The organism is Streptomyces sp. NPDC048389 (assembly GCF_040706335.1).
Classification (GTDB): domain Bacteria; phylum Actinomycetota; class Actinomycetes; order Streptomycetales; family Streptomycetaceae; genus Streptomyces.
The window spans coordinates 26,178-41,829 of record NZ_JBEZKP010000022.1 but is presented as its reverse complement, the minus strand read 5'-3'; the positions used below and the strand labels follow the sequence as shown (position 1 = coordinate 41,829).

Here is a 15,652-nt window from a genome sequence, read left to right as displayed (position 1 = left end):
GGAGCCCGGTTTCGGGAAGGGGCGGGTAGGGGACCGGCTCCGCGCAGCGGGCCACCGCCCCCTCTCCCCGCGGCGCCCTCGGCGGCCCGTCAGTCCCCGTCCCGCCCCTGCGCGTTCAGCGCCCGCGCCAAGTCGTCCCGCGCCTCGGCCACCAGCCGCCGCAGCGCCGGCGCCGCCGACGGGCGCGCGGCGAGCCACTCGTCCGTCGCGGCGAGCGTCGCGGCGGAGTCCTGCAGGGCCGGGTACAGGCCCCGCACCACGTCCATCCCGATCTGGATCGACCGCTCGGCCCACACTCGCTCGATCGCCTCGAAGTACTTCTCCGTGTACGGCGCGACCAGCGCACGCTGCGACGGCTGGACGAAGCCCGAGATCGTCGCCTCGACGAGCGCGTTGGAGAGCGTGTCCGACTCGACGACCGCCGCCCACGCCTGGTCCTTGACCGCCGCCGACGGCCGGGACGCCAGGCAGCGCACCTCGTGCCGCTTGCCCGACGCCGTGTCGTCGCGCGCCAGTTCCGCGGCGATCGCGGACTCGTCGGCGGCGCCGTGCGCGGCCAGTGGCTCCAGGAACGACCAGCGCAGCTCCTGGTCGACGTCCAGTCCGTCGATCTTCGCGGTGCCGTCCAGCAGCCCGCTCAGCAGCCGGAAGTCCTCGTCCGACGCGGCGACCGACGCGAAGAACCGCGCCCAGGTCAGCTGGTGCTGGCTCCCCGGCTCCGCGTCCCGCAGCTCCCGCAGCGCGCCCTCGGCGGCCAGCCGGCCACCCTCCTCGCGCCAGTCGGGCGCCACGTAGTGGACGAGGGCCGCGCGGGTCCACGCGTGCAGCATCTGCAGCACGCCGATGTCGGACTCGCGGCCGGCGAACCTCAGCACCAGGCCGACGAAGTCCCGCGCCGGCATCAGCGCGTCCCGCGTCAGGTTCCACAGCGCCGACCAGCACAGCGCACGCGCCAGCGGGTCGGTGATGTCGCCGAGGGACGCCCGCAGTGTCTCCAGCGACCCTTCGTCGAAGCGGAGCTTGCAGTAGGTCAGGTCCTCGTCGTTGACCAGGACCAGCCCCGGCCGCTCCTCGCCCGCGAGCCCGGGGACGACCGTCCGCGCACCGGTGACGTCCACCCCGGTCTGCGCGTACCGCACCAGTGCGCCGTCCTCGACCCGGTACAGGCCGACCGCCACCCGGTGCGGCCGCAGCGTCCCGCCGTCCTGGGCGATCGCCAGCTCCGTGATCCGGCCGTCCTCCCCGACGACGACCTCCGGGGTCAGCGAGTTGACGCCGGACGTCTCCAGCCAGGAGCGCGACCACGTCTTCATGTCGCGTCCGGAGGTCTCCTCCAGCACGGACAGCAGATCGCCGAGCCGGGTGTTCCCGTACGCGTGACGCTTGAAGTAGCGCCGCGCCCCTTCGAGGAACGCGTCCCGACCGGCGTACGCGACGAGCTGCTTCAGCACGGAGGCGCCCTTGGCGTACGTGATGCCGTCGAAGTTGAGCTTGGCGTCCTCGAGGTCATGGATGTCGGCCGTGATCGGATGCGTGGACGGCAGCTGGTCGGCGCGGTACGCCCACGACTTGCGGTTGTTGGCGAAGGTGACCCAGCCGTTGGTGAAGCGGGTGGCCTCGACCATCGAGAAGGACCCCATGAAGTCCGCGAAGGACTCCTTGAGCCACAGGTCGTCCCACCACTGCATGGTGACCAGGTCGCCGAACCACATGTGCGCCATCTCGTGCAGGATGACGTTGGCGCGGCGTTCGTACGACGCCTGCGTCACCTTGCCGCGGAAGACGAACTCCTCCCGGAAGGTGACACAGCCCGGGTTCTCCATCGCGCCGATGTTGTACTCGGGCACGAACGCCTGGTCGTACTTCCCGAAGGGGTACGGGTAGTCGAAGTGCTCATGGAAGAAGTCCAGGCCCTGCTTGGTGACGAGGAAGATGTCGTCGGCGTCGAAGTGCCTGGCCAGCCCCTTGCGGCACATCGCGCCCAGCGGGATCCGCAGCAGCGTGCCGTCGGGCAGCTCGCGCTCGTACAGATCGGTCTCGTAGTGGTACGGCCCGGCGACGATCGTGGTGATGTACGTCGAGATCGGCGCGGTCTCGGCGAACCGCCACGTCCCGTCCTCGGAGCGCGCACCCTCGCGGTTGCTCCACACCGTCCAGCCCTCGGGGGCCGTGACCTCGAAGCGGAACGGTGCCTTGAGGTCGGGCTGCTCGAAGTTGGCGAAGACTCGTCGGGCATCGGCCGGTTCGTACTGGGTGTAGAGGTACACCTCCCCGTCCTCGGGGTCGACGAAGCGGTGCAGACCCTCGCCGGTGCGGCTGTAGGCGCACTGGGCGTCGACGACGAGTACGTTCTCCGCGGTCAGGGCGTCGAGCGTGATGCGCGAGCCGTCGAAGACGGCGGCGGGGTCCAGCTTCTCGCCGTTGAGGGTGACGGCCGTCACGGCCGGGGCCACCAGGTCCACGAACGTCGAGGCGCCCGGCTCCTCGGCGCGGAAGCGAATGGTGGTCACGGACCGGTACGTCCTTGGCCCGGAGGAGTTCTCGGGCTCCCCGACCGCGGAACGCACGTCGAGGGCCACCTCGTACCCGTCGACGGACAGCAGTCCGGCCCGGGACCGGGCCTCGTCGCGGGACAGATTCTCACCGGGCACAAGCACTCCTTCGTGTCTCGTTCGAACAGGAGCGATCCTCCCATGGGAATCCACCGGGCCCTCGGCGGCGTTGCCCGGGCAGGCGCGCAGGGCGCCGGCCCTTTCCGAGGAGTGATATGTCGCACAACGGCAAGACGCCCGTGGACTTCTGGTTCGACCCGCTGTGTCCCTGGGCCTGGATGACCTCGCGCTGGATGCTCGAGGTGGAGAAGGTTCGCGACGTAGAGGTGCGTTGGCATGTGATGAGCCTTGCCGTGCTCAACGAGGACAAGCTCGACGAGCTGCCGGCGGAGTACCGGGACATGCTGGAGAACCAGGCGTGGGGCCCGGTGCGGGTCGTGGTGGCCGCCCGGCAGGAGTACGGCGACGAGGTGGTCGGCAAGCTCTACACCGCCCTCGGCACCCGCTTCCACAACGAGGGCCGGGGACCCGTGCGGGAGGCCGTGGTCGCGGCGCTCAAGGAGGTCGGTCTGCCGACTTCCCTCGCCGACTTCGCGGACAAGGGCACGTACGACGCCCAGCTGCGCGCCTCCCACAAGGAGGGCATCGAGAAGGTCGGCCAGGATGTCGGCACGCCGGTCATCGCCGTTCCGGGGGCCGACGGCGAGCAGATCGCCTTCTTCGGCCCGGTCGTCACCCCCGCCCCCAAGGGGGAGGAGGCGGCCAAGCTCTGGGACGGCACGCTGATGGTCGCCTCGATCCCGGGCTTCTACGAGATCAAGCGCACGCGGACGGCGGGCCCGATCTTCGACTGAGCGGTCGCACCGACCTCAATCAGTCCCAGGTCGTCGAGCGTCCCCAAGCCCAGCGTCCCCACGCCGAACGGCCCCCGCGAGTCACGTCCTCGCGGGGGCCGTCCGTCTTGCCGCCTGCCCGGTGAAGGTTGAGAAGACGATCACGAGCAGGACATCCGGTGGCGCCGGTTCAGGGGGCGATCAGCGGCGTGCGGTCCTTGGCCTGCGCGTAGCGCTTCGCCACGTCCTGCCAGTTCACGACCCGCCACATGGCCTCGATGAAGTCGACCTTCTGGTTCTTGTACTGCAGGTAGAAGGCGTGCTCCCAGGCGTCGAAGACCAGGATCGGCACGGTGCCCTGGCCGACGTTGCCCTGGTGGTCGTAGACCTGCTCGACGATCAGCCGGCCGCTCACCGGCTCGTACGCCAGCACGCCCCAGCCAGACCCCTGCGTGGTCGCGGACGCCTTGGACAGCTGGGCCTTGAACTTGGCAAAGGAGCCGAACGATTCGGCGATCGCGTCCGCCAGTTCGCCGACGCCGTCCTTCTCCAGCGGTTCGCCGCCGCCGTCACCCGTCATGTTGTGCCAGTAGATGCTGTGCAGGATGTGCCCGGAAAGATGGAACGCGAGGTTCTTCTCCAGGCCGTTGATCGCTGCCCACGCGTCCTTGTCGCGCGCCTCCGCGAGCTGCTCGAGGGTGTCGTTGGCGCCCTTCACGTACGCGGCGTGGTGCTTGTCGTGGTGGAGCTCGATGATCTCCGGGTTGATGACCGGCTCGAGCGCCGCGTAGTCGTACGGAAGTTCAGGAAGCGTGTAGATGGCCATGGTCCGGTGGTCCCTCCGACTGCCAACAACTTGTTGCGAATCCTATGCAACTGCACGCTACCAGCAAGAGGCGTCCGTGTTGATCAGGTTCCTGAAGCGGCGGCGATGGTGGCCGGGCACGACGGAGGGACCCCCGGGCCGTCACGGCCCGGGGGTCCCTCCGTCGTGGTGCGGTGCCGGTCAGTCGACCGGGGCGCGGCTGCCGCGGCCCCGCTGGATCAGATGGCCGACCGCCGCCAGCACCAGCGTCAGTCCGCCCGTCCACAGCAATTGGACGCGGGTGCCCTCCTCGCGCGCCATCAGCACGAACACGGCAGCCATGCCCGCCAGCGCCACCCACGTCAGCGCCGGGAACAGCCACATCTTCACGACCAGCTTCTCGGGCGCCTCGCGCTCGGTGCGGCGGCGCAGGATCAGCTGGGACACGGCGATGAAGAACCAGACGACCAGGATGATCGCGCCGATCGTGTTGAGCAGCCACATGAAGACGTCGTCCGGCCGCCAGTAGGACAGCAGCACGCACAGGAAGCCGAAGACGGAGGACACGACGACGGCGACGCGCGGCACACCGCCGAAGACCCGGCCCAGTGCCTTGGGCCCCTGGTCACGGGCTACCAGCGAGCAGGCCATGCGGGAGGCGCCGTAGATGTTGGCGTTCATCGCGGACAGCAGAGCGATCAGCACCACGACGTTCATGATCCCGCCCGCAGCGGGGATGCCCAGGTGGTCCAGGGTCGCGACGTACGGGCCCTTCTTCTCGACCGCCTCGTCGTGCCAGGGCACCAGCGTGACGATGACCGCCATCGAACCGATGTAGAACACGGCGATCCGCCACATCGCGGTGCGCACGGCCTTCGCCACACCCTTCACCGGGTGCTCGGACTCGGCGGCCGCGATGGTGACCGTCTCCAGGCCGCCGTAGGCGAAGACGGAGGCGAGCAGACCCACGATCAGACCCTCGGTGCCGTTGGGCATGAAGCCGCCGTCGCCGGTCAGGTTGGTCGTACCGGGGGCGTCGACGTCCGGCAGGACGCCGACGACGGCGAGCACGCCGATGCCGAGGAAGAGCACGATCGCGCCGACCTTGAGCGCGGCGAACCAGAACTCGAACTCGCCGAAGTTCTTCACCGCCGCCAGGTTGGTGCCGCAGAACACCAGCATGAACAGCGCCACCCAGGCCCACTCGGGAGTGCCCGGGAACCAACCGGTCATGATCCCGGCGGCGCCGATCGCCTCCAGGCCGACGGCCACGCAGAGCAGGAACCAGAACGCCCAGCCGGCGGTGAATCCCGCCCACGGTCCGATCGCACGCTCGGCGTGCACGGAGAAGGAGCCGGAGGCCGGGTTCGCGGCCGACATCTCGCCCAGCATCCGCATCACCAGCATGACGAGCAGACCGGACAGCGCGTAGGCGACGACGATCGACGGGCCGGCCGCGGCGATGCCGGCTCCCGAACCGACGAAAAGCCCGGCTCCGATGACACCGCCGAGGGCGATCATCGACAGATGACGTTGTTTGAGGCCGTGCGTGAGCGTGGCGTCCGCCGTGGCGCCGGCCTGCTGGTCGGTCTGCGCGGGCGCGGTGGTCCGAGACATGGGCGTGCCCTGTTCATGAGCTGAGACGGGGGAGCGGACCAGTGTGGTCATGAGCACCGCTCACAAGGCATCGGTGTCCGCTATACGGTCACGATGCTCACACATGGTCAAGGGTCGTGCACAAGAGCTCCACGCCTCGGTGGCGCCGGTCACGTACGTCCGTCGCCGCCCGGGTGAGCCGCCGGAGCGCCCCGCGTTCGCGGGACGGGTCGCCCCGCCGCCTGTGCTCGGCGTCCCGGCGCAGCCGCCGGGACGGCTGGGAGGACACTCGACTCACTCGGCACGAGTTATGGAGTCCCTACAGTCTTCACGAGTCGGGGGCGACTGCGCAAAACGCCTCTCGTGACCAGGGCCTCAGTGATGCGTGTCACGTCGTCGGTCGCAGGGTCATGGCTCTTTGTGTGAACCCCACCAAGCCGTCAACCGCCGCTTTGTGGGCGGCTGATGGTGATCCGGCGACGGGCCGTGGGCTACGGTCGCCCTGTTCCGAACTGCCCACACCCCCGCGGAGTCCCGATGAGCACTGCTGCCGCCCCCGCCCGACCGGGGCTCGTCCTCGCCGATCTGCTGCCTTCCCCCAAGCTCTTCGGGCAGGGGGACTCCGCCACCCGCGTACGGGACATCACCCTGGTCGTCGGCGGCGCGGCCCTCACCGGCATCGCGGCACAGATAGCCCTCCCCGTCCCCGGCTCCCCGGTCCCCGTCTCCGGCCAGACCTTCGCCGCCCTCCTCGTGGGCACCGCGCTCGGCGCCCGCAGGGGTCTGCTGTCCCTCGCCCTCTACGCGGTGGCCGGCATGGCGGGCATGCCGTGGTTGGCCCAGGGCGCTTCCGGCTATGCGATGCCGTCCTTCGGCTACATCCTCGGGATGCTGCTCGCCGCGACCGCCGTCGGTCACCTCGCCCGACGCGGTGGCGACCGTTCGATGCTGCGCATGGCCGGCACGATGGCGGCCGGCTCCGCGATCATCTACGCGGTAGGCGTGCCCTATCTGGCGCTGGCCACCGGCATGTCCCTCGGTGAGGCGGTCGCCGCGGGCCTGGTGCCGTTCCTGATCGGCGACGCGCTGAAGGCCGCCCTGGCGATGGGCACGCTGCCCACCGCCTGGAAGCTCCTCGGCCGCCGCGACTGACGCTCGGTCCGGCCCTCGGGCGGTCCGGCCCTCGGGTGGTCCGGCCCTCGGGTGGTCCGGCGGGCCAGGGCCGGTCAGCTGCGGCGCCTCGCGCACCGGCAGCCCCGAGCCGGACCGCGCCGGTCCCGCATGCCACACTCGGACCATGCGCGTGTACCTCGGCTCCGACCATGCCGGCTTCGAACTCAAGAACCACCTCGTCGAGTGGCTCAAGGCCCACGGCCACGAGCCCGTGGACTGCGGTCCCCACATCTACGACGCACAGGACGACTACCCGCCGTTCTGCCTCCGCGCCGCCGAACGGACCGCCGCGGACGAGGGCAGCCTCGGCATCGTGATCGGCGGCTCCGGGAACGGCGAGCAGATCGCCGCCAACAAGGTCAAGGGCGTGCGTGCCGCGCTCGCCTGGAGCGAGCAGACCGCGGCCCTCGGCCGCGAGCACAACAACGCCAACGTCGTGGCGATCGGCGGCCGGATGCACTCCCTGGAGGAGTCCACCAAGTTCGTCGAGATCTTCCTGAGCACTCCGTACTCCGGCGAAGAGCGTCACACCCGCCGCATCGACATGCTCTCCGCGTACGAGACCACCGGCGAGCTGCCCCCGATTCCGGCCCACCACCCGCAGCAGGGCTGATGCCCGAGGGGCACACGATCCACCGACTGGCCGCCGACCACAGCGAGAGGTTCGGCGGCCGGTCCGTGCGTGCGACGAGCCCGCAGAGGAAGTTCTCCGACAGTGCCGCGCTGATCGACGGCCAGGTGCTCGAGTGCGCCGACGCCCACGGCAAGCACCTGTTCCTCGGGTTCGGGCCGCTCGGCTGGGTCCACATCCACCTCGGCCTGTTCGGCAAGGTCCACTTCGGTGACGCGCCCGCACCGCCGCCCACCGACACGGTGCGGCTGCGCCTGGCCGACGCCTCGTCCTACGTCGACCTGCGCGGCCCCACGGCCTGCGCGCTGCTCACCGACGGCGAGAAGCAGGCGATACACGACCGCCTGGGCCCCGACCCGCTCAGACCGTCCGACACCCCGGACCGGGCCTGGGCACGGATCTCCCGCTCCCGCACGACGATCGCCGCGCTCCTGATGGACCAGAAGATCATCGCGGGCGTCGGCAACGTCTACCGCGCCGAGGTGCTCTTCCGCCACGGCATCGACCCCTACCGGGCCGGCAGGGACCTCACGCGCCGTCAATGGGACGCGATCTGGGACGACCTGGTGGCTCTGATGCGCGAGGGCGTACGCAACAACCGCATCGACACGGTCCGCCCGGAACACACACCCGAGGCGATGGGGCGCCCGCCGCGTGTCGACGACCACGGCGGCGAGGTCTACGTCTACCGCCGGGCGAACCTGCCCTGCCACGTCTGCGACACCGAGATCCGCGCGGCGGCGCTGTCGGCCCGCAACCTCTTCTGGTGCCCGACCTGCCAGCCCTCGCACTGACCGTCGCGGGAGTGCCGCCCGAATGCAGCCCGCCGGTGTTCGAGGCGCGGGGGCGTTCCCGGTTCGGCGGCCTGTGGCGTGCCGGGGCGTATGCAGCCGGGCGGCCTCCGGGGCGGTGGCGCAAGCAGCCCGCCGGCGTGTGAGGCACGGGGTCCGGGGGCGGAGCCCCCGAACGGGTCCGGGCCGGAGCGCGGCTTCGGGAAGGGCCGGGTAGGGGTACAAGCCCGCCGCAGGCGCCCCCCGCCCCGGGCGCCCGTATCCGCCGCACGCCCCCTAGAACCCGTGCGGCAACCAGGGCGCCACGTCCGACGCGAACGCGACCGACGCCTCCCGCAGCGCCCCCTCCCGCAGCTCCCGTACCCGCCCCGCCCCCGCCATCGACGCCAGCGACACGCCCCCCAGATACGCCGCCCCCAACTCCCGTACCGACAGCTCCAGTTCGGCCGCATCCCGCGTCCGTGCGCACGTCGAGCCCTTCGCGTCCCCGGTAAGCCGCCAGCGGCCCGTGTTCCACGGGCAGAACGCGTCGTCGACGTCGAACACCACGTCGACCGGCGCCGCGTAACGCCGGGCCTCCAGCGCGGCCCCGACGTCGACCAATCGAACGTGCAGCGAGTCCCGTACCCGCACGTCGCAGCGGCGGATGTCGCTGACGAGGTGCAGCAGCGGGTCGTCGACCGGGCGGTTGCGGGACCGGACGGCCACCGTCAGGTCGATGTCGCACAGGAACCGCCACAGCACCGCGTACGCCACCGGGTCGAGTGCGTCGATGTGCCGTACCGAGATCGAGCCGTCGGGGCCGGCCGCGGTCCAGTCCGGCTTGTTGTGGAAACGGGTGTACCCCACGACCTGCCCGTCCCGCTCGGCGAGCACACACTGCATCGGAGACGCGCCCTGCCGCTCGCTCGGAGGGTCGAGCAGGGGCAGCCGCTCCCACCCCGGCCGGCGCGCGAGCATCCCCGGCCGCGCGCCGATCGTGCGCCGGTACACCTCCTCGCACGCCTCTGCGCCCTCTGTGACGGAAACGAACCGCAGCCGGACGTCCTCCCCGCCCGGCGGCATGGCCACGCGCACCCGCGAGGAGTCGATATCGACGGACAGCTGGTGCGTGGCGACGCCGTAGCCGAACCGGCCGTAGATCTCCGGCTCGGAGGCCGTGAGCACGGCGAGAGGCTCACCCCACGAGCGGACGTCGTCGAGCTGACGGCGCATCATCGACGACAGGATCCCGCGCCGCCGATGCGTGGCAGCGACGCTGACCATGGTCACTCCGGCCGCGGGTACGAACGTGCCGCCCGGCGCTGACACGGAGAAGGTGAACGCCCCCGCCGTGCCGACGCAGTCCTCGCCGTCCCAGACGCCGATCGAGCGCTCTGTCTCCGTCAGCGCCTCCCACAGCTCGCGCTCCGGCGGGCTCTCCGCGACACCTCCGAAGGCGAGTTCCAGATTCGCATACCACCGGTCCCACTCGGACTGCCGCAGCACTCTCAGATCCGTCGTCATATGCCATGCCTACCAGCCGCCCACGACGCGTCGCGACCCGATTTCGAACACGATGTCGTGGGGTCCCCCTGCACGGCGGGGCGGCGGGTGGATAGGGTCCCGGCAATGGCCCACGGCTCTGCAGCAGACTCGTTCACGGCCCGGATGCGCAAAGCCGTGCACCGGGCCCGTACGACGCTGCGCCGATCCGCCGTCGACTACTTCCGCGGCGACGGCTCCGACTGGCTCGCGCTGGTGGGGCTGTTGCTGACCGTCCCCGCGATCACCTGGGGAACGATCGCCGCGCCCGTGTGGTGCTCACCGGTGGCGCTCGTCCTGCCGATCGTGGCGGGCGGGCTGCTGCTGAGGCCGGCGAGCCTGCTCGGCCTCTACGCGGCCGCCGCGGGCGCCCTGATCGTGGAGTCCGTGGTGCTCGGCCCGTATCTGGAGGGCCCGGCCAGGGTCACCCCCGGCACGGTCCTCGTCGTCGCGGCGTGCGGTCTTTTCGGCCTGCTCATCGCCCAGTTCAGGGCGAGGGTCGGCGTGCCGTGGCGGCGCGGCGGCACCATGCTCTTCGACCTGCGCGAACGCATCCGGGTGCAGAGCGCCCTGCCACGGCTGCCGAAGGGCTGGCACCAGGAGATGGCGCTCCGCCCGGCCGGCGGTCAGTCCTTCTCCGGCGACTTCACGGTCGCCGCCCGTACCAACGGCGGCCGCACCCTGGAGGTCGTCCTCACGGACGTCTCCGGCAAGGGGATGGACGCGGCGTCGCGCGCACTGCTGCTGTCCGGGGCGTTCGGCGGGCTGCTGGGCTCGCTGCCCCCGCACGGGTTCCTGCCCGCGGCCAACGGCTATCTGCTGCGGCAGGACTGGGACGAGGGCTTCGCCACGTCCATCCATCTCGTACTCGACCTCGACTCGGGCGACTACGAACTGTTCTCCGCGGGCCATCTGCCCGCGCTCCAGCTCCACGCGGGCAGCGGGCGCTGGGAGGAGAAGACCGCGGAGGGCCCGCTCCTCGGCGTCTACGACGCGGCGCAGTTCGACCCGGTCAAGGGCTGTCTGCGCGCCGGCGACGTGCTGATGCTCTTCACCGACGGCCTGGTCGAGGCGTCCGGCCGTGACATCGCCGAGGGCATCGACCGGCTCACCGGTGAGGCCGACCGCTATGTGGCCTCGGGGTTCGAGGGCGCGGCCTGGCACCTGATCGAGGCGGTCGCCAAGGACGTCAACGACGACCGGGCGCTGCTGCTGCTGTGCCGCCAGGTGTGAGGCCGGCCCGACGCCGCCCGCGCCACCGTCGTCATCGCGCCGCCCCGGTCCTTCGCACGCGTACAGTCGTCCCATGTCGGAGCAGACGCTGACCCTGGCCGAGATCGAGGCGATCGCCCGCGCGGCGCACGCCGGACAGCAGGACAAGGCGGGCCGCCCGTACGCGGAACACATCGCGGCCGTCGCCGAGGGCGTGCGTACCCGGGGCGGCGGCGAGGACCAGGTTGCCGCGGGCTGGCTCCACGACACGGTCGAGGACGGCGTGCTCAGTCGGGCATGGCTCGAAGGTGCGGCGCTGCCGAAGTCCGTGAAGGACATGGTCCTCGCCCTCACCAAAGGCGAGGACGAGGACCTCGAGGTCTATACGCGGCGCATCCTGGAGACCCCCGGGGCGCTGCTCGTCAAACAGGCCGACCTGGCCCACAACGCCGACCCCGCGCGCCTCGCCGTGCTCGAGGAGGCCACACGGAACAGGCTGGCCGCCAAGTACGCCAGGACCCGAGAACTGCTGGGCCTGAGCGCCGACTAGAGCGGGTCCGGGCAGTCAGTCCCGCGACGACGCCCGCTGCTCACCGGCGCGGCCCCGGCTCGGCGGCGTCGTGGCGGAAGGCCCACTTCATCTCGGGCTCCGTGACGAACCGCAGAGCGCGGCGTACCGGTGGTGAGCACATCAAGGTCACGAGGACGCCCATACCCAGCGTCAGCACCACCAGGCCGACCGGGTCGCCGAGCCACGGCCGGCTCTCGAACAGCCCCCAGTAGTCACCGGCCTTGACCGCGAAGCCGTGCAGCAGATAGCCGCAGACGGTTCCGGCGCCCAGCGCCGTGAACCAGGCCCGGCGGCTCGGCACCAGCGCGAGGAACGCGGCGCTCAGCACCAGCGCGCACCCGAAGAGCGCGACGACCACCACCAGGCCCGACCACCACGGCCAGCCGCGCTCCTGCACGCTGCCGGAGCGGTAGAACCAGCTCAGGTTCATGCGCGGGGCCACCCAGTACGCGAAGAGCAGCGCCCCCGCGAGGACGGGCACGGCCAGCAGCCGTGCTTCGGGCCGCCGCAGCATCTGGAAGTGCTCCGGCTTCATGCACAGGCCGAGCACGAAGAACGGCAGGAACTGCAGCACCCGAGCGAGGTTGAGGTCCGCCCCGATGCCCGGGGTGAGCGCCGCCAGCACACCGATGGCGAGCGCGACGGACATCGGCCACCGCACCAGCTGCCACAGCGGGGTGGTCAGCCGCCAGATGAACAACGCGGCCAGGAACCAGGTCAGATAGAACGGGTCGAGCAGGCTGACGGGCCGCGACGGATCGTCGTCCGCGTACCGGGCGAACAGCGAATAGGCGACCTCGAAGACGACGTACGGCAGCGCGATGCCGGTCAGCAGTCGTCTGATCTGATGCGGCTCGCCCCGGTAACTCCGTGAGAAGTAGCCGGAGATGATGATGAAGGCCGGCATGTGGAAGGTGTAGATCACCATGTACAGGGCACGCGTGGCTCTGCTGCCCTCCATGACCGGCTCCCAGGCGTGCGCCACGGCCACCAGCACGATGGCCAGATACTTCGCGTTGTCGAAGTAGGCGTCCCGCCCGGTGGCCTTCGACGCCGCCTGAGGGGCGGATTTCAGGCCACTCGCGACCGGGGCGACAGCGGTCGCCGCCCGGGCCCCCGGGGTGGTCTCGGACTCCGTGACCTCAGGTCCGGATGTCCTCTCGTATCCATGCGCAGCGTGGAACATTCAAGGCACCCTAGCCGTAGCTATTCGATGCGTAAAACATGCCGCAATCCGGCCCATTCGAATGTGATGCCCGCCCCAAGAGGGCGGTATGTACTGGTTGCACCGCCTTGAACAGGGCATATCGCCCACTCTCCGCGGTCGCGTGAATTGCCTCACGGAGCTGCTTCGAATTTCTCGTGGCAGAAGTGTGGGGAGGGTGAAACGATCAAGGGCAATTCCTGCTCGTATTTCACCCGGCCGGCCTCGGCGGTACGGCGGCACCCGCCGTGCCTCCGCAACGGCGGTGGCCTGATCCTGTCGGGGACGATTCGCCACTCGGCCCCAGGGGCAAGGGGGTTGATGGCACGATGGTGCGGGCGGGAGCGTGCTGGACCGTGCGCTCCGGGCCGGTAAGGCGGACCGACCGAGGGTGTGATCAGTTGTGGCCATTTCGCTGTCAGTGGTGCTTCTGTTGGCGATCGTCCTCGTGGTGCTGATCCGCGGCGGCTCCATCAAGGCGGGGCCCGCCATCGTGGCGGCCCTGTTCGGCTTCTTCCTCGCGTCGACAGGCATGGCGCCGTCGATCGAGAGATTCATGAACTCGATAGCCGAGACGATCAACCAGATCAGCTTCTGAGATCCCCGCCCGCGCCCCGGGCACCCCTCCCCGCCGAACGCACTCGGGCCCGGTCCGGTGACTGATCACCGGACCGGGCCCGAGGTGTGCGCAGAGCGGGCGACGGGAATCGAACCCGCGTAGCTAGTTTGGAAGACTAGGGCTCTACCATTGAGCTACGCCCGCAAGCTCGCACCGCAGGTCACGTGGCCCGCGGCACGAGAAGCATCGTAGCGGGTCCGGGGCGCTGGACGCACACTCCCTTCGCCGAGCGGTAAAAGGCGCGGTGCCCGCCCGCCGGGCATGTACCCTACGGTTCGCACCGACGGGGTGTGGCGCAGCTTGGTAGCGCGTCCGCTTTGGGAGCGGAAGGTCGTCGGTTCGAATCCGGCCACCCCGACCACCAGCAAGATCGCGTTGTGAGGCGCCGTCTGCTTGCCGTTACTATGCAAGCTGCGTGCCCGTGTGTCTGATGTGCCGGGCCCGATCCGCTGAATCGCCGATGTATCGGCGCAGCAGAACCCAAAGATGTCAGCCACCAAGGAGACCGAACCGTGAAGAGCGCCGTGGAGAACCTGAACCCGACCCGGGTTCGGCTCACTGTCGAGGTGCCCTTCGAGGAGCTCAAGGCCAGCCTCGACGCGGCGTACAAGAAGATCAACCAGCAGGTCACGGTCAAGGGCTTCCGTAAGGGCAAGATCCCTGCCCGAGTGATCGACCAGCGGTTCGGCCGTGGTGCGGTGCTGGAGGAGGCGGTCAACGACGCGCTTCCCAAGCTCTACACCGAGGCGGTCAACGAGGCCGAGCTGAACCCGCTGGGCCAGCCCGAGGTGGACATCACCGAGCTGAAGGACGGCGAGACGCTGGCCTTCACGGCCGAGGTCGACGTCCGCCCCGAGATCGAGATCCCGGACTACTCCGGCATCGAGGTCACCGTCGACGCCGTCGAGGTCACCGACGAGGACGTCGAGAAGTCGGTGGAGCAGCTGCGTGAGCGCTTCGCGTCCACCAACCCGGTCGAGCGCGCCGCCGCCGAGGGTGACGTCGTCACGCTCGACCTGGAGGCCAAGGTCGACGGCGAGGTCCTGCCCGACGGTGTCGCGGAGGGTGTCTCGTACACCATCGGTTCCGGCGAGCTTCTCGAAGGCATCGACGAGGCGGTCACCGGCCTGGAGGCCGGCGGCGAGGCGACCTTCACCTCGCAGCTGAAGGGCGGCTCCGCCGAGGGCAAGGACGCCGAGGTCAGCGTCAAGGTCACCGCCGTAACCGCCAAGGAACTCCCCGAGCTCGACGACGACTTCGCCCAGATGGCGAGCGAGTTCGACACCCTCGAGGAGCTGAAGGCCGACAGCCGCAAGCGCCTTGCGAACATGAAGCAGTACGACCAGGCCACGCAGGCCCAGGAGCGTGTTCTCGAGAAGCTGCTCGAGCTCGTCGAGGTCCCCGTCCCCGAGAAGCTGCTCGAGGACGAGATCAACACCCGCAAGCACAACCTGGTCAACCACCAGCTCGGCCAGATGGGCCTCGACCTCGCCAAGTACCTGGAGATCCAGGGCAAGACCGAGGAAGAGTTCGATGCCGAGACCAAGGAGCAGGCGGTCAAGGGCATCAAGACCCAGTTCGTGCTGGACGAGCTGGTCAACAAGGAGAAGCTGAACGTCAACCAGGAGGAGCTCACCGAGCACCTCATGCGGCGTGCGCAGTCCTCCGGCATGAGCCCCGACCAGTTCGCCCAGGCCGTCGTCGAGGGCGGCCAGGTGCCGATGCTCGTCGGCGAGGTCGCCCGAGGCAAGGCGCTGGCCGTGGTCGTCGAGGCCGCGAAGGTCCTCGACACCAACGGTGAGGTCGTCGACCTCGAGGACGAAGAGGAAGAGCCCTCCGACGGCGCCGCCGCCGAGACGGCCGAGGCCGTCGTCGAGGGTGACGGCGAGGAGAAGGCCGGGGCCTGAGCCTCGCGCTGACCCTGCTACGGGCTCCGGACGCCACTGCGGCGCCCGGAGCCCGTACGCGTACAGCGGTCCTCCCACGGTCCGTTCCGGGGCCGCTGCGGACCCGCTGAGGGAGTTCGGACCGGCGGCGTGGACCTTGCGCTCCGAGCGAACAGTTCGGGAAGCGGGATGGCTCTGTCCGACCTGCGCGTTAGGGTCCATGAATACGAGGGCGGGGGAGTCCCCGCCCCCGGT

At 70.2% G+C, this 15,652-nt stretch carries 13 protein-coding genes and 2 tRNA genes; 9 read left to right on the top strand and 6 right to left on the bottom strand.

Translation table 11 applies throughout. From position 1 onward, the window contains the following. Nucleotides 1-89: 89 nt before the first annotated feature. Nucleotides 90-2,651, bottom strand: coding sequence for an aminopeptidase N (gene pepN / locus AB0903_RS17500; RefSeq protein WP_366703627.1), 2,562 nt, complete (start codon nucleotides 2,649-2,651; stop codon nucleotides 90-92). A 116-nt stretch (nucleotides 2,652-2,767) separates the two neighbouring features. On the opposite strand from pepN, the gene AB0903_RS17495 reads away from it, so the two are divergent. Then, entirely contained in the window at nucleotides 2,768-3,406 is a 639-nt protein-coding gene (locus tag AB0903_RS17495; RefSeq protein WP_366703625.1) for a DsbA family protein, read from the top strand. 169 nt (nucleotides 3,407-3,575) lie between these two features. Here AB0903_RS17495 and AB0903_RS17490 read toward each other — a convergent pair whose 3' ends face one another. Next, on the bottom strand, nucleotides 3,576-4,211 hold the full coding sequence (locus tag AB0903_RS17490; RefSeq protein ID WP_366703623.1) for a superoxide dismutase: 636 nt from the start codon (nucleotides 4,209-4,211) through the stop codon (nucleotides 3,576-3,578). Between the two features lie 180 nt (nucleotides 4,212-4,391). Continuing rightward, nucleotides 4,392-5,807, bottom strand: coding sequence for an amino acid permease (locus tag AB0903_RS17485; protein WP_366703621.1), 1,416 nt, complete (start codon nucleotides 5,805-5,807; stop codon nucleotides 4,392-4,394). A 516-nt stretch (nucleotides 5,808-6,323) separates the two neighbouring features. Between AB0903_RS17485 and AB0903_RS17480 the strand changes: the two genes are divergently transcribed. The 3 genes from AB0903_RS17480 to AB0903_RS17470 all read left to right on the top strand — a co-directional run bounded on the left by AB0903_RS17480 (nucleotide 6,324) and on the right by AB0903_RS17470 (nucleotide 8,384). Further along, entirely contained in the window at nucleotides 6,324-6,938 is a 615-nt protein-coding gene (locus AB0903_RS17480) for a biotin transporter BioY (protein ID WP_366703619.1), read from the top strand. A 145-nt stretch (nucleotides 6,939-7,083) separates the two neighbouring features. Beyond that, the gene (locus AB0903_RS17475; protein ID WP_366703617.1) at nucleotides 7,084-7,572 is read left to right on the top strand and encodes a ribose-5-phosphate isomerase; all 489 of its coding nucleotides are present in this window, start codon (nucleotides 7,084-7,086) and stop codon (nucleotides 7,570-7,572) included. Further along, on the top strand, nucleotides 7,572-8,384 hold the full coding sequence (locus tag AB0903_RS17470; protein WP_366703615.1) for a DNA-formamidopyrimidine glycosylase family protein: 813 nt from the start codon (nucleotides 7,572-7,574) through the stop codon (nucleotides 8,382-8,384). Before AB0903_RS17475 ends, AB0903_RS17470 begins: the two co-directional genes overlap by 1 nt. Nucleotides 8,385-8,657: 273 nt before the next feature. On the opposite strand, the gene AB0903_RS17465 is transcribed toward AB0903_RS17470, so the two are convergent. After that, the gene (locus AB0903_RS17465; protein ID WP_366703613.1) at nucleotides 8,658-9,887 is read right to left on the bottom strand and encodes a GNAT family N-acetyltransferase; all 1,230 of its coding nucleotides are present in this window, start codon (nucleotides 9,885-9,887) and stop codon (nucleotides 8,658-8,660) included. A 105-nt stretch (nucleotides 9,888-9,992) separates the two neighbouring features. Here AB0903_RS17465 and AB0903_RS17460 point away from each other — a divergent pair, with 105 nt between their 5' ends. Together AB0903_RS17460 and AB0903_RS17455 are read left to right on the top strand one after the other, a co-directional pair. Further along, on the top strand, nucleotides 9,993-11,138 hold the full coding sequence (locus AB0903_RS17460; protein ID WP_366703611.1) for a PP2C family protein-serine/threonine phosphatase: 1,146 nt from the start codon (nucleotides 9,993-9,995) through the stop codon (nucleotides 11,136-11,138). Nucleotides 11,139-11,211: 73 nt separating this feature from the next. Next, on the top strand, nucleotides 11,212-11,667 hold the full coding sequence (locus AB0903_RS17455; protein ID WP_366703609.1) for an HD domain-containing protein: 456 nt from the start codon (nucleotides 11,212-11,214) through the stop codon (nucleotides 11,665-11,667). A 40-nt stretch (nucleotides 11,668-11,707) separates the two neighbouring features. On the opposite strand, the gene AB0903_RS17450 is transcribed toward AB0903_RS17455, so the two are convergent. Next, nucleotides 11,708-12,874 (bottom strand): acyltransferase family protein, encoded by a 1,167-nt coding sequence (locus AB0903_RS17450; protein WP_366703607.1) that lies wholly within the window; start codon nucleotides 12,872-12,874, stop codon nucleotides 11,708-11,710. A gap of 421 nt (nucleotides 12,875-13,295) precedes the next feature. On the opposite strand from AB0903_RS17450, the gene AB0903_RS17445 reads away from it, so the two are divergent. Continuing rightward, on the top strand, nucleotides 13,296-13,490 hold the full coding sequence (locus tag AB0903_RS17445) for a hypothetical protein (protein WP_264243361.1): 195 nt from the start codon (nucleotides 13,296-13,298) through the stop codon (nucleotides 13,488-13,490). Between the two features lie 94 nt (nucleotides 13,491-13,584). On the opposite strand, the gene AB0903_RS17440 is transcribed toward AB0903_RS17445, so the two are convergent. Continuing rightward, nucleotides 13,585-13,655, bottom strand: a tRNA-Gly gene (locus AB0903_RS17440). Nucleotides 13,656-13,795: 140 nt separating this feature from the next. On the opposite strand from AB0903_RS17440, the gene AB0903_RS17435 reads away from it, so the two are divergent. Further along, nucleotides 13,796-13,872: transfer RNA gene (locus tag AB0903_RS17435), tRNA-Pro, on the top strand. Nucleotides 13,873-14,023: 151 nt separating this feature from the next. Next, nucleotides 14,024-15,418, top strand: coding sequence for a trigger factor (tig, locus tag AB0903_RS17430; RefSeq protein ID WP_366703605.1), 1,395 nt, complete (start codon nucleotides 14,024-14,026; stop codon nucleotides 15,416-15,418). Nucleotides 15,419-15,652: the final 234 nt, after the last annotated feature.